This window comes from Sporosarcina sp. FSL W7-1283 (genome assembly GCF_038003105.1).
Classification (GTDB): Bacteria; Bacillota; Bacilli; order Bacillales_A; family Planococcaceae; genus Sporosarcina; species Sporosarcina newyorkensis.
This window is the reverse complement of sequence record NZ_JBBOOL010000001.1, coordinates 374,607-397,359: the sequence shown is the minus strand read 5'-3', so window position 1 is coordinate 397,359 and position 22,753 is coordinate 374,607. Positions and strand designations below refer to the sequence as shown.

Annotated in this window: 21 protein-coding genes; 4 read left to right on the top strand and 17 right to left on the bottom strand. The window is 41.6% G+C overall.

Features of this window, described 5'->3' with window-relative positions; translation table 11 throughout:
- Positions 1 to 265: 265 nt before the first annotated feature.
- From MKY93_RS01890 to MKY93_RS01810, 17 genes are all read right to left on the bottom strand, one after another.
- Entirely contained in the window at positions 266 to 784 is a 519-nt protein-coding gene (locus tag MKY93_RS01890; protein ID WP_009766376.1) for a flavin reductase family protein, read from the bottom strand.
- A 39-nt stretch (positions 785 to 823) separates the two neighbouring features.
- Positions 824 to 2,275 (bottom strand): cytosine permease, encoded by a 1,452-nt coding sequence (locus MKY93_RS01885; RefSeq protein WP_009766377.1) that lies wholly within the window; start codon positions 2,273 to 2,275, stop codon positions 824 to 826.
- A gap of 164 nt (positions 2,276 to 2,439) precedes the next feature.
- On the bottom strand, positions 2,440 to 3,114 hold the full coding sequence (locus MKY93_RS01880; RefSeq protein WP_078817520.1) for a cysteine hydrolase family protein: 675 nt from the start codon (positions 3,112 to 3,114) through the stop codon (positions 2,440 to 2,442).
- A 91-nt stretch (positions 3,115 to 3,205) separates the two neighbouring features.
- Positions 3,206 to 3,481, bottom strand: coding sequence for a YciI family protein (locus MKY93_RS01875; protein ID WP_009766379.1), 276 nt, complete (start codon positions 3,479 to 3,481; stop codon positions 3,206 to 3,208).
- Between the two features lie 10 nt (positions 3,482 to 3,491).
- Positions 3,492 to 4,940 (bottom strand): aldehyde dehydrogenase family protein, encoded by a 1,449-nt coding sequence (locus MKY93_RS01870; protein WP_009766380.1) that lies wholly within the window; start codon positions 4,938 to 4,940, stop codon positions 3,492 to 3,494.
- Complete coding sequence (locus tag MKY93_RS01865; protein WP_009766381.1) at positions 4,941 to 5,270, bottom strand: hypothetical protein; 330 nt, start codon at positions 5,268 to 5,270, stop codon at positions 4,941 to 4,943.
- Positions 5,271 to 5,316: 46 nt separating this feature from the next.
- Positions 5,317 to 6,798, bottom strand: a complete 1,482-nt coding sequence (locus tag MKY93_RS01860) for an aldehyde dehydrogenase (protein ID WP_340758072.1) — start codon at positions 6,796 to 6,798, stop codon at positions 5,317 to 5,319.
- Positions 6,799 to 6,817: 19 nt separating this feature from the next.
- A complete protein-coding gene (locus tag MKY93_RS01855; protein ID WP_009766383.1) occupies positions 6,818 to 7,615 on the bottom strand; it encodes an alpha/beta fold hydrolase in 798 nt (265 codons plus the stop codon).
- Positions 7,615 to 8,193: an amino acid synthesis family protein gene (locus MKY93_RS01850; protein WP_009766384.1), complete on the bottom strand. Its 579-nt coding sequence runs from the start codon at positions 8,191 to 8,193 to the stop codon at positions 7,615 to 7,617. The genes MKY93_RS01855 and MKY93_RS01850 overlap by 1 nt, the downstream gene beginning before the upstream one ends.
- Before the next feature lies 1 nt (position 8,194).
- Positions 8,195 to 9,343 (bottom strand): LLM class flavin-dependent oxidoreductase, encoded by a 1,149-nt coding sequence (locus MKY93_RS01845; RefSeq protein ID WP_340758071.1) that lies wholly within the window; start codon positions 9,341 to 9,343, stop codon positions 8,195 to 8,197.
- 13 nt (positions 9,344 to 9,356) lie between these two features.
- Complete coding sequence (locus MKY93_RS01840) at positions 9,357 to 10,043, bottom strand: GntR family transcriptional regulator (protein WP_245799478.1); 687 nt, start codon at positions 10,041 to 10,043, stop codon at positions 9,357 to 9,359.
- 147 nt (positions 10,044 to 10,190) lie between these two features.
- Positions 10,191 to 11,792 (bottom strand): BCCT family transporter, encoded by a 1,602-nt coding sequence (locus tag MKY93_RS01835; protein ID WP_040758597.1) that lies wholly within the window; start codon positions 11,790 to 11,792, stop codon positions 10,191 to 10,193.
- A 539-nt stretch (positions 11,793 to 12,331) separates the two neighbouring features.
- Positions 12,332 to 14,077 (bottom strand): methyl-accepting chemotaxis protein, encoded by a 1,746-nt coding sequence (locus MKY93_RS01830; protein WP_340758070.1) that lies wholly within the window; start codon positions 14,075 to 14,077, stop codon positions 12,332 to 12,334.
- Between the two features lie 137 nt (positions 14,078 to 14,214).
- On the bottom strand, positions 14,215 to 14,604 hold the full coding sequence (gene pcaC / locus MKY93_RS01825) for a 4-carboxymuconolactone decarboxylase (RefSeq protein WP_009766391.1): 390 nt from the start codon (positions 14,602 to 14,604) through the stop codon (positions 14,215 to 14,217).
- A 576-nt stretch (positions 14,605 to 15,180) separates the two neighbouring features.
- Complete coding sequence (locus MKY93_RS01820; protein ID WP_340758069.1) at positions 15,181 to 16,410, bottom strand: Zn-dependent hydrolase; 1,230 nt, start codon at positions 16,408 to 16,410, stop codon at positions 15,181 to 15,183.
- On the bottom strand, positions 16,407 to 17,162 hold the full coding sequence (locus MKY93_RS01815; RefSeq protein WP_245799479.1) for an L-2-amino-thiazoline-4-carboxylic acid hydrolase: 756 nt from the start codon (positions 17,160 to 17,162) through the stop codon (positions 16,407 to 16,409). Before MKY93_RS01815 ends, MKY93_RS01820 begins: the two co-directional genes overlap by 4 nt.
- Entirely contained in the window at positions 17,155 to 18,378 is a 1,224-nt protein-coding gene (locus tag MKY93_RS01810) for a trans-sulfuration enzyme family protein (RefSeq protein WP_445683500.1), read from the bottom strand. Before MKY93_RS01810 ends, MKY93_RS01815 begins: the two co-directional genes overlap by 8 nt.
- Positions 18,379 to 18,495: 117 nt before the next feature.
- On the opposite strand from MKY93_RS01810, the gene MKY93_RS01805 reads away from it, so the two are divergent.
- From MKY93_RS01805 to MKY93_RS01790, 4 genes are all read left to right on the top strand, one after another.
- Positions 18,496 to 19,362 (top strand): LysR family transcriptional regulator, encoded by an 867-nt coding sequence (locus MKY93_RS01805; protein WP_078817526.1) that lies wholly within the window; start codon positions 18,496 to 18,498, stop codon positions 19,360 to 19,362.
- Positions 19,363 to 19,529: 167 nt separating this feature from the next.
- Positions 19,530 to 20,483: an agmatinase family protein gene (locus MKY93_RS01800; RefSeq protein ID WP_040758616.1), complete on the top strand. Its 954-nt coding sequence runs from the start codon at positions 19,530 to 19,532 to the stop codon at positions 20,481 to 20,483.
- A gap of 120 nt (positions 20,484 to 20,603) precedes the next feature.
- A complete protein-coding gene (locus MKY93_RS01795) occupies positions 20,604 to 21,239 on the top strand; it encodes a helix-turn-helix transcriptional regulator (RefSeq protein WP_009766409.1) in 636 nt (211 codons plus the stop codon).
- 49 nt (positions 21,240 to 21,288) lie between these two features.
- Positions 21,289 to 22,539: an Nramp family divalent metal transporter gene (locus MKY93_RS01790; RefSeq protein ID WP_009766410.1), complete on the top strand. Its 1,251-nt coding sequence runs from the start codon at positions 21,289 to 21,291 to the stop codon at positions 22,537 to 22,539.
- The last annotated feature ends 214 nt before the right edge of the window (positions 22,540 to 22,753 follow it).

The following is a 22,753-nucleotide window of genomic DNA, read 5'->3' as shown; positions in this document are numbered from 1 at the left end:
CCACCTTTCCTCATACTTTTCAACACCAATCTCAAAAAAAAAAGCAACACGACTTTAATTCGTGTTGCCTGTACTATTCAAAAACTTATAGTACAGAATATATCGTACTTGTGGAACTGTCAATGCATTATCTTGTATTTCCAATTTAGCAAAGTGTTCCGATTGTCTGAATAATTGAAGACTCGGTGTGGAGGCAGGTATCCTGAGACATAAAAAGCCAAGAAACTTTTCAAAAAAAGTCTTGGCTTCTTACTCTTATCTATTATCAAGAAGGAGAGTTAATTGGCTCGTAAAATACAGGAGGAACCGAGCCGAAACATCTGCGGTGATACAGCATCGGTTCTTTCGTTGTATCAGCCTGTAAATCTATCACTTCGCCAATTAAAATAGTGTGATCGCCCGCTTCAACCGTTTGGAACGTCTTGCATTCAAACACTCCGAAAGCACCGTCAATGATAGGCAACCCATTTTCGGAAAGCTCCCATTTGCAATCAGCGAAACGATCTTCAACTTTGCTAGCGAATGTTTTGCATAGCTCTTGCTGCTCGCCAGCCAAAACGTGAACTGCAAACTTCCCGCCTTTTGTGAACGCTTCCAAAGAAGATACTTTATGATCGATTGACCACAGTACCATAAGCGGATCCAACGATACGGAAGCAAACGAGTTAACTGTCAAACCTACTGGTGTTCCATCTTCATTGGTTGTAGTCAGGATTGTAACTCCTGTAGGATAGTTCCCCATGATTTGTTTAAAAAGATCTTGTTTTTCAATATTTCCCATCATCTATCTCTCCTTTTCCATTTTGGTTTTTACTGGATTCTCTTATGTTAATTTTGGCTGCTTGCCTTTCAATGATATGAGACTATAAAGTACTGCCGTAAATAGAATTGTTGGATATACCGCCCCTACTGAATTATTAAGGAGCCCCGAGTTACTAACCGATAAGAAAAATACAACACCCAAAGCCCAAACTGCCACGGCTTTAAGATTGACGCCTTTGTAAAACCAGTAGGCGCCCCCAACTTTCTCGAATTCCCGTACATCATATGAGCGCTTCTTCACTATGAAATAGTCAGCTACCAATATTCCAAGCAATGCACTTAAAACCATACCGATATAATCCAAGAAGCCCATGAACGTATCCAAGAAACTAGCTAGATACAGTGGTACGAGCATTAAGAATCCTGCTAGGACGGTCACCATCCAAATGGAATGCAAAGGCTTTACCTTTTTCGTCACATTCGTGATGGAGATTCCTGCCGCCATCAAGTTTACAACGTTAGTCGTCACACACGCTACTACAATGAGGATCAATGCAAACGATCCAAGTCCCAAATTCGTTACGATGGAACTGGGGTCTGAATTATCCGGATTGTACACCCCGGTAGAAAGCGCTGCACCAATCGTAGCGATAATTCCGATAAAAGCAAACCACAGAAGTGAAACGTATGCCCCTACAAGTGGAGCGACAGTCGCTGTTCTCGCTGTCCGCGTATATCTTGTGAACTCAGCAATCCCGAGCACCCAAGCCAAACTAAACGCAGCCATGATATCCACAGCTTTTCCAACCGGCACAACAGATTCTGGTGGTGCTTTCCAATCCAGGATGGCTGATAGCGGATGCGTATTCAAGACGACAACTGTTATCCAGACACCCAATATGAGAACCAATACGATTCCAATTCTTTCAACAATCTTAATGGAATTCCGTCCTAATGATACGGCCAGCAAGTTCAGTAAACTCATGAATACAATCCCAAGTATCATCGGTCCCTTGCTGCCTGGTTCCCCGTATGCCGCCCATCCAAATAAATCTTTTAAAATAAAACTCATTGAAATAACGGCAATAAATGTATTAACTACTGCCCATCCTAGGAAAACAATTGTGTTTAAAACTGTAGGGAGAAGACTTCCTTTAATTCCGAATGCTGGTCTAGTTAATGCCATAGTAGAGGTTCCTACTTTAAAACCCATGTAACCTACCAGTGCCAATATTAGATAAGCGATTGGATTAGAAATCAATGTAACCCCAATTGCACCCGCAAACGCCATCCCAGCTACTGTTCCTCCTACATACCAGGATGCGTTGTTTGAGTTAGCTCCAACCCAAATCGCCACCATGTCGAAAAAACCAATATTCCTTTGACTCATAGGGACTTCTTCAGTCGCGTAATGTTCTTCAGTAGTAGCATCTAGTTGGTTGTTCAGTGGTGTTTTAGCATCTACCTCTATCGTTACGCCTACTTCCGCTTCTACTTTTTCGATAGACTTCATTTTCTTCCTCCTTTTTTAACAATTTAACTGAAAGGTTAAAGTCCTGCACTTCTATAAGTAATGGGGTGCTTTTATGGTTTTATCGAACTTAATGAAGGTTTAAACTCTGGCTGAATTTAAATGGCTCGAAAAAATACGGACACCATAATGCCAAAAGTAATTGATTATACAGTACAGCTTACTGTTAACTTGTCATACACTTCTCTCAAATTATCAGGTGTAAATTGTAATTCATCCGGCTCATTGGATTTCCAAACATGATACGATTCTCCCGATAATTTATTGCACATTTGATCGGCATCAAATATAGAAATATCATAGACCCAATTAGCCATCATACAAACCGCTGCCATATGCGCTCCATCTGTAGTAGTTCCACAAATATCTTTCACCAGGTCGATCTGATAATCACGATAGTAAGCGTCCATTACAGTCGAAAGGACACAGACATCGGTTAGAACTCCACCGACAATTAGGTTCTTTATGTTCAAGCTTCTCAACATTAAGTCTAAGCTGGATTCATGAAAACCACTGTATCGATATTTATCTACAATGATATCACCAGGTTGATTTCTCAAATCACTGATAATTTCTATCGAGTTGGAGTCAGTGTGGTAATAAAGAGGCTCTCCATTCTGGTCGACAGGTTCTCGGTTCGCAAGCCCAATCCCATCCCCTCTATTAATATGGCGCGTATAAATAATAGGAATTTTCTTTTGTCTGCATACTTTGATTAAATCTGCTGTCTTTTTGATGATTCGATCCATTCCAGGAACAGCAGACGTACCGCCCTCATTTTGGAGGTCTATCAAAAGCAATGCTGTATTCTGTCCATCCAATTTACGGCCTCCTTCCTGTTAATCGTTACCATGTACCATGCAAGTAAATAAGGAAAACCTATCTCTTTTTCTTTGTTCAACAAAGACAGTGTCACTTTAAAACCTCACTGATAATGGGTTTCCATTCTTTAAGCTCAAGCCGTCGGACTTTCTCCACTACATGAGGGTCGGCCTCCGCCAACTTCAGTGCTTCCTCATAAGAATTCGCTTGATAAATAACTAATCCGCCTGATTGATCGGCAAAAGGGCCACGGGCAAAGATCTTCCCTTGTTCATCCAGCTCATCCAAGTACTTAATATGACGCGGACGGACTTCCTCATTTTTTTCAGGCTGAATCATATGCAAAAATGCCGCGTAGTAAGCCATACATTGCCTCCTAATTACGATTCCAGACGACTAATTTCATTTCCGTCATTTCTTCAACCGCATATTTCAATCCTTCTCTTCCATTCCCGCTTTCCTTGACGCCGCCATAAGGCATGTTATCCACTCGGAAAGTTGGAATGTCATTGATCATGACGCCGCCTACATACAACTCATCCGCTGCATATAGTGCCGTGCTTATATCATTTGTATAAATTCCTGCCTGAAGTCCAAAACGCGAATCGTTTACTTTCTCGATTGCTTCATCTACTGATTTCACTTTGTCTACGACTAAGATTGGAGCAAACACTTCATTACAGGAAACCTTTTGATTCGGTTCCGCTTCAGTCAAGATTGTTGGCAGTAGGATATTCCCCTGTGCTTCTCCGCCCGTTGCCACTTTTGCGCCTTGTCTTTTTGCTTCTTCAATCCAACTCAATGTCCGTTCCACGTCTTTTGAAGAAATCAAAGCGGATACATCAGTTTCTTCATGTAACGGATCACCAATAACGAGTTTTTTTGTTTCTTTCACGATTTTCGAAACGAATTCATCATATAGGTTTTCGTGAACGTAAGCGCGTTGAAGTGAGATACAAACCTGTCCTTGGTTAGAGAATGCACCTGACACACAGCGAGAAACGACTTTATCAAGGTCTACGCCACTGTCAATAATCACAGCTGCATTTGAACCTAGCTCAAGAGTCACTCTCTTCAATCCTGCCCTGCTTTTTATTCCGATACCAACCGCCGGACTGCCTGTAAATGTGATCATTTTCACTCGATTATCTGTTACGATTTGATCTCCAACTTCTCTGCCGTCTCCTGTGATGACATTAATCGCGCCCGCTGGCAATCCTGCCTCCAATAAAAGTTCCGCTATAAAATAAGAGGATAATGGTGTTTGTGCAGCCGGTTTCAAAACAATTGTGTTTCCAGTTGCGATAGCAGGACCGACTTTATGTGCCACCAAGTTCATCGGAAAATTAAAAGGTGTGATGGCACCGATTACTCCTAGCGGCTCTCGCACGGTGTAGGCCAGGCGATTCACTCCGCCCCGAGCCGCATCCAGTGGAAGAGTTTCTCCATGAATACGTTTCGCTTCTTCTGCTGCAAATTTATACGTCTCAATTGTTCGGATTACTTCACCTCTTGCAGTTGCAATTGGTTTTGCTGCTTCCAAAGCAATGATCTCAGCCGCTTCTTCAGAACGCTCCTGCAATAAGGAAACTAAGTTTTCCAAAATTTCCGCTCGTTGATAAGCAGGCATTTTCGCCATCACTTTACGTGTTTGTAAGGCTGCTTCGATCGCTTGATCAGCTTCTGTTTTTGTTGCTTTAGCAATATGGGCAATTACCTCATCTGAATACGGAGAACGCAATTCAGTATACTCTTCTGTTTCCACCCATTCACCATTAATAAGTAAGTGTTTCGTTTGTAAGCTCGCTAGTGATTTATTAGCCATCTAGTTTACCCTCTTTCTGCTGGTGGTGGCTATATTGGATTGATACTTCATGATTTGAATGATCTTATTTTCTTCTTTTAAATATTCTTCGATTTTCAAGCTTAACCCGCCACTTCCGAATTTCACACGCTGCTCTTTCGTTCCGCTTGTTCTTTTAATATATTCAAGGAAGACCAACACATTTTTACGCCTTTCTAAAATTTCTTCAAATCCTCTATCATAGAAAAACGTGTCTATTGTGTTGTAGAGACCTTTATTCACTCCAAATCGATCATTGCAGAGACGTACGAATGCTATATCCGGCAAATGAATCGCTTTTTCAATATGCATATCGGTTTCTCCTCTCTCTCTATATATATTAATTGCCCGCTTCGGCTTAGCGCATGATGAATGGATCTGGCATAGGCTCGCTTGATGTGTTGATCCAAACCGCTTTGCTTTGTGTATATTCATAAATTGCATCGAAACCGCTTTCTCTTCCGTGCCCGCTTAATCCCGAACCTCCGATTGGCATAAGTGGCGAAATACTTCTGTATGTATTCACCCATATGATACCAGCGTGAACGGCTTTTGCTACACGGTGTGCTCTTGCGACGTCTCGAGTCCAAATTCCTGTGGCTAGGGCGTATTCCGTACCATTGGCCAAAGCAATCGCTTCTTCCTCATCTTTGAATGGGATGATGCTCAACACAGGTCCGAAAATCTCTTCTTGGGCAATACGTGCGTCGTGGTTAATCAACTCTATGATTGTTGGTTCAAAATACCAACCTGCGTCGGTATTCTCTGGGGTTTTCCCGCCGATAACGATTTTGCCGCCTTCCGCCTGGCCGATACCCACATATTCTTTCACTCGTTCTAGTTGCGCTTCCGTTGCAAGTGGTCCCATTTCAGTATCATCTAGGAGGGGGTCCCCTATTTTAATTTGTTCAACGCGTTCCACTAGCTTTTCAAGCACTTGATCGTAAATGTCCACGTGGAGCAACGCACGGGATCCCGCTACACAACTTTGTCCGGATGCTCCGAATATCCCTGCAATGATACCCATCGCAGCGCTTTCAGGATCGGCATCTTCAAAGACGATATTCGGTGATTTCCCGCCAAGTTCCAAGGATACTTGAGCGAAGTTTTCCGCTGTATTCCGAACGACATGACGTGCTGATTCGTTCCCGCCTGTAAAGGCTACTCTTCTTACGAGCGGATGAGCTGTCAACGTATTGCCGACCGGCATTCCAAAACCGGTGACTACATTGACAACGCCTTTTGGAAATCCTGCTTCTTCAACATACTTCATCAGTTCAAGAAGTGAAGCGGATGTCATTTCAGATGGCTTAATGACAATCGTGTTCCCTGCCACTAAAGCTGGGGCTAATTTAATCGTAGTTAGGTATAGCGGCGAATTCCATGGTGTGATTGCCGCAACTACGCCTAGTGGCTCTCTTGTCGTGAAGGCGAAAATATCCTTCTTGTCTATTGGCATGGTTTGGCCGTGGATTTTATCCGCCAACCCTGCGTAGTAATAGAAAAATTCGGGTAAATAAGTGAGCTGACCGCGCATTTCCCGAAGTAATTTTCCATTATCCCTCGTTTCGAACTCCGCTAGCTTCTCAATATTTTGAGAAATCAGCTCTCCCAATTTATGCACGAGTTTACCGCGTTCTGTGTAGGTCATCTCAGCCCATTCCGAATTTTGAAAAGCTTCATGTGCTGCTTGCACTGCTCGATTCACATCTTCTTCCGTACCTTTGGCGACTTCACACCAAGCTTCACCCGTTGCTGGATTATAGCTGGGGAAGTATTCACCGCTTTCCGATTCTACCCACTCACCGTTAATATACATTTTATATTTTTTCAATGACATCCCGGCACACTCCTTTCATTCAATTGACATGCTTTTGGATAAATGAATGAATCGCCTGATTTACGATTTCCGGCTTCTCGACAGGTAACATATGTCTTGTATCCGGAACAACCAACAACTCAGAATTCAATAGTTTTTCATGTATTTGCTGCGACATTTCCGGTGTCGAACCCACGTCATATTCGCCTGTTATGATGAGTGAAGGAACTGTAATGTCCTTCAACTGTTGCCAAACCTCTTCATCCGCTGTCGCAAATAACGTATAGGCAGCTATATACCCATCTGCATTATTTGTTTCGAGGCGGTGTCTCACTTCATTGACAATCTCCTGATTCTTTTCCTGAAACTTTTGGTTGAACCAGCGCTGAATCGCAGGCTCGATTGTGACTTGCGGCCCTAATTTCTTCACTTCTTCAACTCTCGCAGCAATCGCTTTTCTCTGCTCGGACGTTCTGTTGGCGACCGAATTCATAATGGTCAAGGTTCTAATTTTCTCCGGAAATTTGGCGGCAAATGACTGTGCAACCATTGCTCCCATGGAGAATCCTACTATATTAACTTTCGGAAGCTTCAGCTTATTCACAAGCGTGGACAATTGCTCGACAAACTGTGAAAGTGAATAAGGACCAGGAGGATGCGATGATCCCCCGTGTCCCAACATGTCATACGTAATTACGCGGTAATTTGCAGACAAACGATTCACTTGTTGTTGCCACATTGCATGATCCAGTCCGACACCGTGAATAAAGATTAACGGTTCTCCCACTCCTTTTTCTTTATATAAAGTGGTTTCTTGATCATACGAAATGTTTGACATTAGGCAAGACCCATCTCAACCATGTCTTGGTGGCGGTCACCGGTTCTTGGGAATGGACGGCCAGCTGTCGAAACACTGATTGCAACTACAATTTCATTTGCACGTGGTGCATCTGGAATCGTCGCTTCGAAAGTCAGGAAGTGAGAACGTTTAGAGTCTTCGTTTTTGTGTACCATGGGAATAAGTACAGCAGTCCCTGCACCGCCGCGTTTGTTCGTAAACGGCAAGATGCTTTTTCCTTCGACAGCGTCGCGGAACTTATTACCGAACTTCAATGTATGGATGAAAGCAGAAGCATGTTCCATTTCACCGTCAACACCCACTACTGCAGCTTTACCGAAAGCTTCAACATCATCGGCAGAATCAATATGCTTAAATAATTCCTTCACTAGAATCTCTCCAATTTCAGGAGCATACTCATTAATTTCCGGCATTAAATCTTCTACATATCCTCTTTCAACCCAAGGATTCTTCATAACCAACATCGTTGTGATCATTTTGATCGGCTGGTCTAATTGTTTGCCACCTTCCATACGAGTTTCTTCGATAGCTGTATATACTTTACGAACTTCTAACATATTAATTTACCTCCAATTTTGTTTTTGCGAATTTTGGCATAACTTCTTCCGTAAATAGCTTCATGCTCTTCATGATTTTTTCATGCGGCAATGTGCTGTGATTTGTCCATAGCAGCAAGGTTTCCAAGTTCAATTCATCTTGGAGTTCCTGAATCTTACCTGCTACGTATTCCGGCGTTCCAACCAACATATTTCTATGGAACAAGAAATCAAAATCAAGTTCCTGTCCTTCTTTCAACACTTCACCCGGATCAAGCAAGTTGCTGAGGCCTCTCCAATGGCAGATCCAGCGGTACGTATTTAGTACAGCCTCTTCGAAATCCGCACGGGCTTCTTCCATTGTTTCTGCGACATAGACATCACGCACAAGTGCAATTCCTTGGCCAAGTGGTACTTCAACACCTCTTGCTTCAGAAGCTTTATCACGATATAGCTCAAAACGTTGCTTCAGCTCTTTTACAGTCGGCATCCAGAAGATCCCGTTAATTCCTGTTTGAGCAGCGATTTCAATTGAACGAGGTGAGTCAATTGTTTGCCAAATGTTCGGCATGCGATTTTCATAAGTGTTCGGCATAAGCGAGATTTTGCTGATTTCCCCTTTTTCCATATCCATGAATTCTGGAGAAGGCGGGCTCATCGGATGTTTCCATGACAACCCGTCTGCCGGGAAATTGAAGTACTCGCCTTTATGGGAGAAGAAACGGTTAGACCATGCTTTTTTCATGACTTCCAGTGTTTCTTCGAATACCGCTCGGTTTTGATCGTTATTTTTCGGATCGGATAAAGGATTCAAGTTGGCTGCTTCCCGACCGTACAAACCACGGGCCAATCCTACCTCAACTCGGCCTTTACTCAACTGATCAAGCATCGCAATATCTTCTGCCAAACGTAAAGGATGCCAGAACGTCGCTACGTTTGCTGCTTGACCAATTCGAATGTTTTTTGTGCGAGCTGCAATATCTGCACCCATCATCAAGGGGTTAGAGATTAACTCGTTCCCCTCATGGCCGAAATGGTGTTCCGTATACCAAACTGAATCGTAACCGTTTTCATCAAAATAAATCGCTTGCTCACGAGCCTCGTCCAACACTTTATAATATTCGTCATGGCGTCCTGGGCCTGATAGGTTTGCAAATACTCCAAATTTCATAATGTTTCTCCTCCTAATTAACTGAGCTCGCACTCATCTTTTTGGCAATCCCTGCTTTCAATCCTTTAGCACTTGCTTCGACATGACGTCTCATCGTGCCTTCAGCTTCATCACGTTTGCCTTTCAAAATCACTTCTAGTATCACTTGGTGCTCTTTAAGCGATCTAACTAAACGTTCTGGATCGTTGATACTTATATGGACGTAGCGTTGGTATGGAATTTGATTCAGCATCAAGTTAAGTAAATAGCTTAATTTGGAATTGTTCGCTCCTGCCAGAATCGCCGCGTGAAACTGTTCATTCGCTTCCACGTATAGATTCGTATCATTTTTCCGGGCGGCAACTTCCATTAAATTGACGGCTTCTTCAAGTTCTTTGATCGCTACCGGGTCCTGGCTTTCCGCCAAGAGTCCTGCTGCAAATCCTTCTAACGCTTCCTTTACTGTGAAAAGCTCATCAAGCTCTTGTTCAGTCGGCTTTCTTACACAAGTGCCTACACGGGGAATGATTTCGACAAGCCCTTCTCTTTCCAATTGTTTCAGCGCTTCTCTAATCGGAGTCCTGCTCACTTCGTAATACTGAGATAACGCTGCTTCTGACAATTGCTTTCCGGGTTCGTATTCTCCTGAGGTAACTGCCTCTCGTATTGCATTGGTAACTTGTGCCGTTATACTGACCGTTTGTATTTTCTGTGTAATCACAATCACCTCTCTTTGTATGAATCATGTCCACGGTAATAACTTCTTCATATCGAATTAGTAACCTACCATGTACCATACAAGCTATGAGATGAGTATATTATCTAACTTTTCAAATGTCAACGAGTATTTAGATTATTGTAATATATCTTATTGGCTTTTTAATTCTGTTTCCCGATCAGCTGCAACTTCTTTGATCATGACCATATCTTGCTCCTCTTTGACAATCCCTTGTTCAATCGCCAGCACTCTAGCAACTTTCGGTGCATACCATACAACTGGAAGTAAAAGGATCGATACCGGAACTGCTGCTATTACAACAAAGGATTGTAATGCCCCGATTCCTCCACCGCCAATTTTAATGAGAATTGTAGCGATAGTGGACATAATAACAGCCCAAAACACGCGGACAACTTTCGGTGGGTTTCCGTCTCCCGTCACAGCCATTGAGATGGAATAAGACATGGAATCTACAGTCGTCACAACGAATAACGTCGTCAAGATCAAGAAAACAGATGGCATTATGCTTCCTAACGGCATTTGTCCTGCTATAGCGATGATCGCACTTGGCAATCCACCCTCTTCTAAAGGTCCGCTGACAGAACCTAAGTTTTTCAGCTCATAGAAGATACCTGTTCCACCAAGTACAGTAAACCAAAAGTTTGTAACGACCGGTGCTATGACAGCAACTACTACAAAAATTTCACGAATTTTTCTGCCGTTCGATATTCTCGCCACGAATAATGCCACCAATGGACCAAAACCTATAAACCATCCAAAGAAAAACAGCATCCAACCGCCAAGCCACGCTTCATCGCCACGGAATGTGCTTATATTTACAAATTCACTAATATACGTCCCATAGGAAGACATGAATGAATTGATAATGAATAAACCAGGACCCAGTAACAATAAAAAGACGGCAATCACCGCAACCATATTCACATTTAGCTTACTTAAAAATTGAATCCCTTTTTCAATACCTGTGAGCGTGGATACGAGTACTACTCCTGTCAAAATAACGATCACAGAAAGCTGTGTTATAAACGTATCAGGTATGCCGAAAATCGAACTTACCCCATAGCTGACTTGTAACCCCAGAAAACCTATTGGGCCGATCGTACCTGCTGCAGCCCCTATAATACAAAACACATCGGCAGCCGCACCCCATTTACTCGTTAACACTTTTTCTTTCAATATCGGATATAACAGAGTTCTAGGCTTCAGCGGCATTCCTTTATGCTTGTGCGCATAAATCAAAATAATCGCACTTATTGCGCCGTAAACAGACCATGCAGTAAATCCCCATGACATATAACTCTGAGCTAAAGCGGGTCCTATTGCTTCCTCGGTACCTCCTACAATTCCTTTATGCATGGGAGGCACATCCAGAAAATAATACATAGGCTCAGCTGCTGCCCAAAAGACTCCCCCTGCACCAAGACCAGTCGTCAGGATTACAGCTACCCATTTAAAATAAGACATTTCGGGTTTTTTTGCGTCACCAAGACGGACTTTGCCGTACTTTGATACTGCTAATACCGCTCCAACAACAAAGGTAGCCATCATAAGAAATTGCCAGTAAGCCCCAAAGTAGCGAATGGATAAATCAAATCCTTTATTCACAAAATTACTGACTGCATCCACTTTAAAGAATGAAAATAATACGAATGCTAACAGTATGCCTCCACTAAATAAGAACACAGGCCAATCAACCTTTTCACGAATAAACTGCCAATAGTTTTTCGTCATAATTCCCCTCCTAATGTTCAATCTATTAACATGTACACAATATGAATGCAAAGAAACCTTAGCTCTTGAGTCTCTCTCCTCCCCTAAATGTTTGATAGCGTTTACATACAAACATAATTTCCGCTCCCTTTGCATGTACCATACAAGAACTTGTATTACAGAATATATCCTACTTTCAAAATTGTCAATATACTATCCAGATTTTCTTACCCGTCCAAACCTACTTTTTATACACTATTAAAAACATATTACCAACGGACTATTTAAATAATAGATTAAAGTCATATTTCATTGTTTATCCACATAAGATCAGTTGATCAAATTAAACGTTTTTACGGCTCAGTTCCATTTTACTTTATATTCAATAACTATCTGTATACGAAAAACAACGCGTACAAATCTTGCATCGCGTTGTTTTACCATTTCGTCTAATTAAAATATAAGCGCCCAATATCTTTCACTGATCATTCAATACTTTGAAAACTGTTACAAAGATTCGTCCAAAAATCAGGACGCCGAGCTCCTCACCTGCCCATTAATCATTTTACTTTGAACTCCCCAATTAATGTTTGGAGTTCCTCTGATATACGGGACAATGAAAAAGCTGAAGCAGCAATTTCCTCCATAGAGGCAAGTTGCTCTTCACTCGACGCTGCTACACTACGGGAATGGTTGGAGGAATCCCTAGCGATTTGATTCAACTCTTTAACTGAGACCGTGATTCGCCCGCTGTTTCCCGACATTTGTTGCGTTGTGGTTGCTACGCCTTGAATTTGGCCGGCAACTTGGTTTAACGAATTCAAAATGGACTCAAACCTTCGTTCGGTCTCATTAACGATTTTGATCCCGCTGCCCACTTCTACATTTACTCCATTCATGCCTACAACTGAGTTATCTGTTTCATTCTGAATTTCCATGACTAAGTTTGTAACATGCTGCACAGATTCTGTAGATTGATCTGCCAGGACCCGGACTTCATTGGCAACAACAGCGAATCCATTTCCATGTTCACCAGCCCTCGCTGCTTCAATCGCCGCATTCAAAGCTAGTAAATTTGTCTGCTTGGCGATATTTCCTATGACTTCTACGATCGTACCGATTTTCTCAGAGTGAACTTTTAATTTTTCAATCGATGAACTAGACTCTGCGGCCGTCGTGCGGATCATATTCATTTGACCTATCAACTGTTGCAAAAGCTTATTTCCTTCTTCTGCCTCCGCCGATGAGGTTTGAGCCACTCCTGAAACGCCCAAGCAATCGGTCGCAATCTCTTGCAGTCCTGTATCCATCCTGGTCATCATCTGTTCGATTACATCCGCGCCTTCTGTCTGTTTTTCTGCCCCAAGATCTACTTCCTGGATTGCTGCAACAATATGTTCAGTTGCTTCTGTATTTTGCTCTGCATTCGCCGTTAATTGTTCTGCGGACGCTGCAACTTCATCCGACGTAATTGTAATTTTTGTAATCAATTGGCGAACGTTGTGTATCATTTGCTGGAAACCTTGGACGAGTATCCCTATTTCGTCCTTATTTTTCACTTCCAGAACATCTACTGCGAGATTTCCTTGCGCTACTTGTTTGACTTGACTTGATAATGCCATCAAAGGATTGGAAATGCTGCGTGAGAAAAAATAAATAATGACTGCCCCAACCGCTAGAGATAAAGCAAGTGTAATGGCAAGTGCGGTCATGATCGCCTTTGCCCTTTTATTAAAATCCTGATAGAAACTGTTCGTACTCAAAATCCAACCCCAAGTCGGTTCCAACTCCGCATAACTGACATTCAACGCCATTTGACCAGGACTGTCCGGCAGCTCCCACAATGTGTCCATATAGGTTGACCCATCGGCTTGGACATTCTTAATCATATTTTGAAAGAAGTAATCTCCATCGCTGTCTTGATAGTCCCAAGTGTTCGTACCTTCCAGGTATGGATCCGCAATTTGGTTCCCTTGCTCATCAATAATATAAAAATAACCATTCTCACCGAGGTCTATGTTTTTATTAATAGGGCGGGTACCGTCAGCTGACTTCTCTCCTAAAACAGATACTTTTACATATTCTTGTGCATCTTCCAAGCTGATATTCCCTTGCTTCACTTCTTGATCCATCATTTTTATTGTTTCAATTGCTTGCTTTACACTGTTTTTTAACATTAATTTTCCTGACTCGTTCAGGCTGTTCAAAGACAATTGATAGCTTACGATCCCGATCAAAAGTGCAGGTATACATAAGAACAGAAAAGAAACCAACATTATTTTTCTTCTTAGATTCAGATGAAACATTAGAATATTCCCTCCTTTATGAACTAAATTAAATCTAAAAAAGAGCTGTTTGACAATTAATGGTCCATTGTAACAGCTCTTTTTTCTTTACAGCCTATTTTACTGTGTAGAGCATCTATGGGTTTGTTTAAAAACCCTCAAACTTCTTTTCCACTCTTATACTCTTCAATAATTTCCTTTGCATTTCTAAAACTATCGATCGCAGCAGGAACTCCACAATAAATTGCTGTCTGCAACAACACTTCCTTAATCTCTTCTTCAGTAACGCCATTATTTAATGCACCTTTTATATGAAGTCTTAATTCATGAGGTCTATTAAGTGCCGTTAACATTGCAATATTAATAATGCTTCTGGTCTTTCTAGGCAAGCCTTCCCGCGTCCAAACCTCTCCCCAACAATACTCCGTTACCAGTTGTTGCAGTTCTTTATTAAAATCTGTAGCAGACTCTATTGACTTATTGACATACTCCTCCCCCAACACTTCTTTTCTTACTTTCAAGCCCTTTTCAAATAGTTCTCTCCCCATTTTCAGCACACCTTTCTAAAAATTAAATTTCACCTTAGAATTCATACTCAAAAAGCTAAAAATATTTCAGATACTTTTCAATAGTAACTAGCTCTTTAGATGAAGCCCATACACTTTCATTGACTAATTAAAATAAAGATTATCTTGCATGTACCATACAAGAACTTGTATTACACAATATAACCTAATTTCCGAATTGTCAATATACTTCTCAACTATCTAACCCGGTCATCTTGTCCTTTTTGTACATAACTATGCCTAGATTAGTTATGTACTGATACAGGGGGTTAGAGTTTATTTACGCTATAGCCGGAAGGAAATCATCCAATTTCCTTAAGCGTCACGATTTGCGACTCTACTTTGTTCGCCATATCAAGAGGTAGCACCCAAAATATTTTTGAATTTAGAGGGGATCTGGTTCTCCTTAAAATCACACTAATACTACCCGCATAACTAAATATAAGTACCAAAAAAGGCAACACGACATGAATTCGTATTGCCTGCGCTATTCAAAAATTCACACTACAATATCTATCCTACTTGCAAAAACGTCAACACATTAGACATCTCTTTTTTTCATACTTCGCTTACAAGTGACAAAACCGTCTCATACAAAACTTCCGTCCCTTTCCCGCAATCTTCCTTAGAACTCCATTCCTCAGGATTATGGCTAATACCATTTTCAGAACGAACAAAAATCATTCCAATTGGACAAAAATCTTTAAATTGCATCCCATCATGTCCCGCACCACTTGGAAGCTCGAAAGATTTCAAGCCCAGTTTTAGGCAAGCTGCTTGTATCGTCTGCCGAATGACTGCAGAGCATGGAACCGGTGTGACCCTTTGCAACGTTTCAAATTCGATCTCTACTCCTCGGTCGCGGCAAACTTGTTGCGCGTGAGCAACCATCTTTTCCTCAGCCTGCTGTCTTATTTCTTCATCGATATCCCGAAGATCAAGCGTAAAAGTCGCTTCGGAAGGAATTACATTAACACCGCCTGGCTTCACGGCAATTCGTCCAATTGTCGCTACAAGATTCGGGTACTTTTTTGCTTCTCCTTCTATAAACTGCATGATTTCTGAAGCAGCCATTAAGGGATCTTTCCGCATATTCATCGGTGTTGCACCCGCGTGTCCAGCTTCTCCAGTAATCGTCCATTTCATCCAAAGCGGGCCCGCGATCCCGGAAACGGTCCCTGCCGCGAGACCATGATTCTCAAGCACTCGCCCCTGCTCGATATGCAGTTCCACATATGCTTTTACGTCAGCTGGATCTTTCGCGGCGTCTGCCACCAGTTTAGGATCAAGACCCGATTCCTCCATCGCTTCTGCAATCGTTATCCCATTTTCATCACGTTGCTCAAGGTCCTTGTCAGTCAACGTACCAGCAATCGCCCGGCTGCCGATCATACCGAAACCAAAACGACTTCCTTCTTCATCCGTAAAAGCAATCACTTCAATCGGATGGTCAGGTTGTATATCTCTTTCGCTCATCGCATGAACTACTTCGATGCCTGCAATCACACCTAGAGCCCCGTCAAACATACCGCCGTTCAGAACTGTGTCGATATGGGAACCCATCAGAACAGCTGGCGCATTTTTTTGCCGACCTTCTTTCTTACCGATCAAGTTTCCTACAGCATCTTCTCTAACTGTCATGCCTGCTTCTGTCATGTATGAAGAGACCAACGCTTTTGCTTCGCGTTCTTCTCTCGTAAAAGAAAAGCGAGTGACGCCTCCACTTTCTTGCTTTCCAATGCCACTTAGTCCCGTTAATCGAGCCCAGAGACGTTCTTTATTAATCATTTGGAAAACCCTCTATCACTTTTCTCTTCATCTTTCATTTGGAACTGAAAGTGACAGACACCTTCTTTTAAAACATATTGATCATGTATCACTTCAAAGTTCGGATTAAATCCCCTAGCAATCGAAGGGTCGATCATATGGCAGTATAGGATTCCGTAGTCCTCCATCCCGTCTTTTTTCCATTGCTCTGCAAACGCACATTTTGTAAAAGTCTGTTCAATTTCGGTTGGATGAAAAAGGGTTTCATACTCAAACAGTTCACTGCGACCCATGTCATAATTAGATAAATAATTATCCATCGTATTTGGCTTCCCGACAGCAGCAGCACGACGGGCAATATCGCGACCGCGTTCTTCGCCGAAAGCACCGACACTATCCATCATCGCCCGTTCCCCTTCTTCTTTGCCGAATCGTTCCACTACGGACTTTGCGATATGCGCAAATAATTTTGCCATTACCGCAAACATTGTATGGGGTTCTTGCCCCGCTGACTGTTGCGCTTTATTGTAGGACTGGAATGTTTCTTTGATTTTTTCATCGTCAAATAGCTTATCAAATGAAAATAGCGCCTGCCCGGTTAACTGTCCATTTCCTTCGGCTTGTTGTTCATCCACTACATTTTGAACGCCTGCCTGCATCATACGTTTTCCTTCTTCTCCAAACCTGTCCGTGACAATATCCACTGTATGATTCATTAACTTAGCCGTGATTGTATACATTGATACTGGTTCCAAATCTTTTACTTCACGCATGTGTACCCACTCCGTTTCGTTTACTTAATTCATTTACCTTATCAAAAGCCTGCTCCAAATCAGCAACGATGTCTTCAATATCTTCAAGCCCTGCTGATAGTCGGATGAGACCATCTGTAATACCAGCAGCAAGCCGTTCCGTTTCAGGCAACGATGAATGCGTCATCGTCGCCGGGTGCTGAACGAGCGTTTCCGGATCACCGAGACTAAAGGATATCATCGACAATTTCAAAGCATCTATAAAAGCCGTCGCCGTCGCACTTCCGCCTTTCATTTCAAACGACACGATGCCGCCCATCCCCTTCATTTGCCGATCAGCGATTTCATATTGCGGATGGGATTTCAATCCTGGATAATATACCTTTTCCACTATTGGATGATTTTCCAGGAATGTCGCGATCTTGTGGGCATTACTACAATGACGTTCCATTCTTAACCCAAGTGTTTTCAGCCCCCTTAAAATCAAAAATGCATCCCACGCACTTAATACTTGTCCAAGATCGCCCATAATTTGTTGGCGTATAAAATGAATAAATTTTGCATCTGCAACAATTACGCCGGCCAAAACATCTCCGTGACCATTCAAGTATTTTGTTGCACTATGAATTACGATGTCCGCGCCTAATTCCAACGGTTTTTGCAAACATGGCGACATGAACGTATTGTCTACGATGAGCGGAAGATCATATTGTTTAGTCACTTGCGCAATTGCTTTAATATCCAAAATCGTAAGCAATGGATTGGATGGCGTTTCAATATAGACTGCTTTTGTATTTGGCTGAATTGCCTTCACGATACAATCGATATCCGTACAATCCACTAAACTGAACGATATCCCACATCGCGGTGCCAATGTCGTTAAAAAGTGATATGTACCTCCATAAACATCTTTTGTGACAATCAGATGATCCCCGTTTTGTAATACACCAAACAGCGTGGATGATATGGCCGCCATTCCCGAACCTAGACCAAGGGCTGCTTCCCCATTTTCGAGTGCCGCCATTTTTTCTTCAAATGCACGCAATGTACAATTGCCATACCTGCCATAATAAATACCATCTTCTTTTCCAGATACCGTATCAGACGCCATCTTATGATTTTCGAATGAGTAAGCAACAGCTGGTACAATCGGCTGAGCGACAGCACCTATTTTTCTTTCTGTTGTATGTTGATCGTGGATGAGCTCCGTGCTAATTCCCCATTGTCTAGTCATTATAATATCCCCAATCATTTTATTATTCTCTCTATTATAATTTTCATTTTTTACATAAGTCAAATGAATGTTTATAATGTTATATATTAATTATATTCATGTGTGAGAAAGGTGAGAGTTATGTCATTAATAAAATTCGAGATTTTCAGGACTGTCGTGGAATTAGGAAGTTTATCAAAAGCAGCAAAAACACTTAAACTTACACAGTCTGCCGTAAGTCATGCTATCGCAAGTCTAGAAGCCGACTTTGGATTTACATTGTTAATTAGAAATCGATCGGGCACAAGCCTAACAGAAAACGGCAGTGAAATGCTCGTATATATGCAAGGTATGTTAAAGCTAAATGAGCAAATGCTTCAGAAGGCATCAGAATTTAATGGCATTGAGACAGGTATTGTTCGAATCGGCACTTTTCCAAGCGTATCGATTCAATGGATTCCCCTCATTCTTAAAAAGTTCTCGGAAGATTTTCCACTGATTAAGATTAAGCTATATGAAGGAAATTATGATGACATTACAGAGTGGATTTCAGAAGGAAAAATTGACTTCGGTTTTTTATCCCTCCCCACTGCAAGCTCGTTTGATACAATCCCTATCATAACAGACCCGTTGCTTTGCATTGTCCCAGATACACATCCACTCTTTCACAATGAACTGATTCATTATGAGCAACTTCGAAACGAAGGTTTCATAATGCCTAAATCCACTATTGACAATGATGTCAGTAGAATCTTTAAAAAGTATAAAATTACTCCACCTATTCAATATGAAATCGAAGAAGATCAAGCTATCATCTCTATGGTGCAAAATGGTCTTGGCATCAGTATTTTGCCGTCAATGATATTATATCGCTTACCTGAAAACATTCGCGCAATTCCATTGGAGGGAAATTATTCACGTTCTATTGGCATTGCCGCCACTTCTTTTAAACATGTATCTCCAGGTGCTAAAAAGTTAATTCAGTGTATTCAAAATTGGATATATTGATAATACACAAAGGAGTTTCGATGAAAATCGATCTCCTTTTTATTCACTCATTTTTTGTTCCGATTTAAAAATCTTGTTTTTATTTTTTTTAAAAGTATTTGACAATTCTTAAACATGAGTTTAATATAATTAAAAACAGTTTAAAAAAAGTAAAGGTGGTTGCAATAATGGTTGAAACAATTTACGGAAATACTCCTTGTATGTTAGGAGCAAAAAATATCTCGGCCACAAAAGACTTTTCGGATATAGATGTATTGGTGTATGGAGTTCCTTGGGAAGGCGCTGTGACGTGGGGCGACTATACGGGTTGTGAACTAGGACCAAAAGTTATGCGTTTATGTTCTGCAAGATATTCTGGTTATCTACCAGAAATCAATGATATGGACGTTTTCGAACACGTCACACTCGGTGATGTAGGAGATGTTGATGTTGTGCCTGCAGATGTCGATGAGACAATGAAACGAATTACCTCCTTCACTTCTGATCTGTGGAAGTCTGGTAAATTCGTCGTTGGCTTAGGTGGAGATCATGGCATCACGTTTCCGATTGTCCGCTCCATAACAGAGACAGGAAAAAAGGTCGGTATCATTCATTTAGATGCACATTATGACAACTTGCCTTCACACAATGGCGATCAGTATGCACGCTGCAGTCCATTCGCCCGACTTTACGAACAGGAAGGCGTACGCAATGAGAGCATCATCCACACAGGAATTCACGGTCCGCGTAACGAACCTCAAAGCGGACGCAATGCAAAAGCTGCGGGTGCGGTGACATTGACTGTCAATGATATCCGAGGGCATAAAGATTTAAAGGAACTTGCAAAAGAAATTCATGCAATGGCTTCCAAGGATGTCGACTGTGTATACCTGACCATCTGTAGTGATGTATTGGATTTTGCATTTAATCCAGGCGGACCAGTAGATGGAAATGGATTGACTTCATATGAACTACTGACATTAGTGCACGAGATTTGTAAATTAGGCGTGATTGGAATGGATTTCGTGGAAATTTATCCGCAGCAAGATCCTAATCAACTATCTGCTCACTTTGCTTCCACTCTCATTTTGTATGCACTTGCAGGAAACATTCTGCACAATCAGCAGAATATCAAGCAGTAATTAAAGGAATTTCATATTCTCCTCAGGTAAATATATCTATATTTAGTAATAGTGCTCGATTTTTCACCTTATCTATAGGAAACTAGAAAGGATATTTATACTGAGGAGTGTTCATTTACCATGAGAGAAAACAATCATTTTTTTGACGCATATATACGAATGGCAGATGCAATCTATGGAGTCTTCAATGTCAATTGTGAAATTGTCATACACGACATAACAGATGTGGAGTCTTCTTTAATTTATTTAAAAGGCGATGTCACTGGAAGGAGCCTTGGTGCTCCTACTACTGAATTTATTTTAAAGGAACTGAAGAAGAAACCTGAAGACATTAAGGACTTCAATGGCATCATAACGAATACAACAAGAGGTAAGATCATCAAGACGTCTATCGTATTTATACGAAACCTGAGCGGTGAAGTCATCGGATTCTTAGGCATCAACTTGGACATTACGGAGATGAACCGATTACATCAAGTATTAGGAGAAATGATCCTTCCAGAGACGAACAATTCGGACCAACAATTTGATGAGTCCTATGCTACCCATATCGATGAAGTATTTGACCAAATTACTAAAAGCACGATTGTGGAGCTTGGAATTGACATTGATAATCTAAAACGAAAAGACCGAATTAAGTTCGTCCGCCACTTGGAAAGCAAGGGTATGTTCCTCATACAAGGATCGACTGATCGGATTGCTGAATTAATAGGGGTATCAAAACAAACGATTTACAACTCACTTGAGGAAAAATAAGTATATTTTCCTTCACTTATAGTGTGTTAAGAATTAGGGGGAAAAAGAAATGACAGCTGATATGGTATCTGCAAATCTAGTTAAGAAAAAGGGCTTGTTGGCTAAAATCAAAGCGATGGGGCCTGGAGCCATTATTACAGCTTCATTCATCGGACCCGGTACAGTCACAACCGCAACAAGGGCGGGAGCAGGATTTGGATATGCGATTTTATGGGCAGTTGTATTTTCCATCATCGCAACCATTGTTCTGCAAGAGATGTCTGCACGTCTCGGTGTGATTACCCAAAAGGGACTCGGGGAAGCAATACACGATCAATTCAAACAGCCGCTGCTGAAATTCGCATCGATTTGGCTGGTCATCATTTCAATCGGCGTAGGGTGCGCCGCATACATTTCTGGGGATTTGATGGGTACTTCGCTAGGAATCTCTACCCTGACATCTATTCCAGCTAATGTTGTAAGCCCTTTCATAGGCGTGGCTATTTTGTTCTTAGGACTATCAGGCAGTTATAAGTTGATAGAAAAATTGATGATTACCTTAGTCGTCATTATGAGTCTGACATTTATCACAACAATGATTGTTGTGAAGCCTGATCTTGGCGCAGTATTTTCAGGGGCATTTGTTCCTTCTATGCCTGCCGGTTCCATCATCATGATCATCGCACTGGTTGGAACGACAGTTGTTCCATACAATTTCTTCATCCACTCTTCGATGGTACAGGAACGCTGGACACAGGCGAGCGATTTAAAAGAGGCTAGATGGGATACGATTATTTCAATCTGTGTAGGCGGTTTGATTACTGCAGCTGTATTGATTACAGCCGGTACAACGATGTACGGAATGGAAGTCAACAGTGTAGCCGACCTTTCCTACCAATTGGAGCCATTATTCGGCTCTTGGGCTAAAGTCTTCATTGCCATCGGGATTTTTGCCGCAGGGTTTTCATCCGCAATTGCGAGTCCTCTCGGTGCGGCAGTCGCGATCAGCAGCGTTATGAAATGGGAAAACGGAATGAAAAACAAAAAGTTCAAAATGGTATTCGCGAGCGTTATCATTATCGGTATCATTACTTCCGCAATCGGTTTCAGTCCGATGGATGTCTTGCTCATGGCGCAAGCCTTGAATGGTATCTTGCTTCCTGTAGTAGCAATCTTTTTGTTCGTCATTATGAATAATAAGAAACTATTGGGAGACAAGCGAAATTCCGTCTTGCTTAATATTATAGGTGCCGTAGTTATCTTGATCGCTACTTTCTTGGGTGGGTATAGCCTACTGGATGCAATTCAAACATATCTATAAGTTGTTTAGAGAAATCAGAGTTTTTAAAAAGTAAGTCCGTGTATAGGACTACTCGAGAAGTAATTTCTTTTCATTGCAAGATAGGATAAGTACCGGAAATCTGCAATACCAAAAAACTATTGCTTTTCTATCCTAATCCAATTTAAATTCAGACTTTCTTCTACATCATTTACCACTGACACTTTCAGGGTCTAAATATTATCTGCTTTTAAAT

Coding starts and splice junctions, on each gene's coding strand:
- MKY93_RS01890 (WP_009766376.1), bottom strand. CDS start 784: ATGATGGGAAATATTGAAAAACAAGATCTTTTTAAACAAATCATGGGG.
- MKY93_RS01885 (WP_009766377.1), bottom strand. CDS start 2,275: ATGAAGTCTATCGAAAAAGTAGAAGCGGAAGTAGGCGTAACGATAGAG.
- MKY93_RS01875 (WP_009766379.1), bottom strand. CDS start 3,481: ATGGCTTACTACGCGGCATTTTTGCATATGATTCAGCCTGAAAAAAAT.
- MKY93_RS01870 (WP_009766380.1), bottom strand. CDS start 4,940: ATGGCTAATAAATCACTAGCGAGCTTACAAACGAAACACTTACTTATT.
- MKY93_RS01865 (WP_009766381.1), bottom strand. CDS start 5,270: ATGCATATTGAAAAAGCGATTCATTTGCCGGATATAGCATTCGTACGT.
- MKY93_RS01860 (WP_340758072.1), bottom strand. CDS start 6,798: ATGTCATTGAAAAAATATAAAATGTATATTAACGGTGAGTGGGTAGAA.
- MKY93_RS01855 (WP_009766383.1), bottom strand. CDS start 7,615: ATGTCAAACATTTCGTATGATCAAGAAACCACTTTATATAAAGAAAAA.
- MKY93_RS01850 (WP_009766384.1), bottom strand. CDS start 8,193: ATGTTAGAAGTTCGTAAAGTATATACAGCTATCGAAGAAACTCGTATG.
- MKY93_RS01845 (WP_340758071.1), bottom strand. CDS start 9,343: ATGAAATTTGGAGTATTTGCAAACCTATCAGGCCCAGGACGCCATGAC.
- MKY93_RS01835 (WP_040758597.1), bottom strand. CDS start 11,792: ATGACGAAAAACTATTGGCAGTTTATTCGTGAAAAGGTTGATTGGCCT.
- MKY93_RS01830 (WP_340758070.1), bottom strand. CDS start 14,077: ATGTTTCATCTGAATCTAAGAAGAAAAATAATGTTGGTTTCTTTTCTG.
- pcaC (WP_009766391.1), bottom strand. CDS start 14,604: ATGGGGAGAGAACTATTTGAAAAGGGCTTGAAAGTAAGAAAAGAAGTG.
- MKY93_RS01820 (WP_340758069.1), bottom strand. CDS start 16,410: ATGATTAATAAAGAACGTCTCTGGGCTCGATTAACGGGACTAAGTGGC.
- MKY93_RS01815 (WP_245799479.1), bottom strand. CDS start 17,162: ATGCGTGAAGTAAAAGATTTGGAACCAGTATCAATGTATACAATCACG.
- MKY93_RS01805 (WP_078817526.1), top strand. CDS start 18,496: ATGTCATTAATAAAATTCGAGATTTTCAGGACTGTCGTGGAATTAGGA.
- MKY93_RS01800 (WP_040758616.1), top strand. CDS start 19,530: ATGGTTGAAACAATTTACGGAAATACTCCTTGTATGTTAGGAGCAAAA.
- MKY93_RS01795 (WP_009766409.1), top strand. CDS start 20,604: ATGAGAGAAAACAATCATTTTTTTGACGCATATATACGAATGGCAGAT.
- MKY93_RS01790 (WP_009766410.1), top strand. CDS start 21,289: ATGACAGCTGATATGGTATCTGCAAATCTAGTTAAGAAAAAGGGCTTG.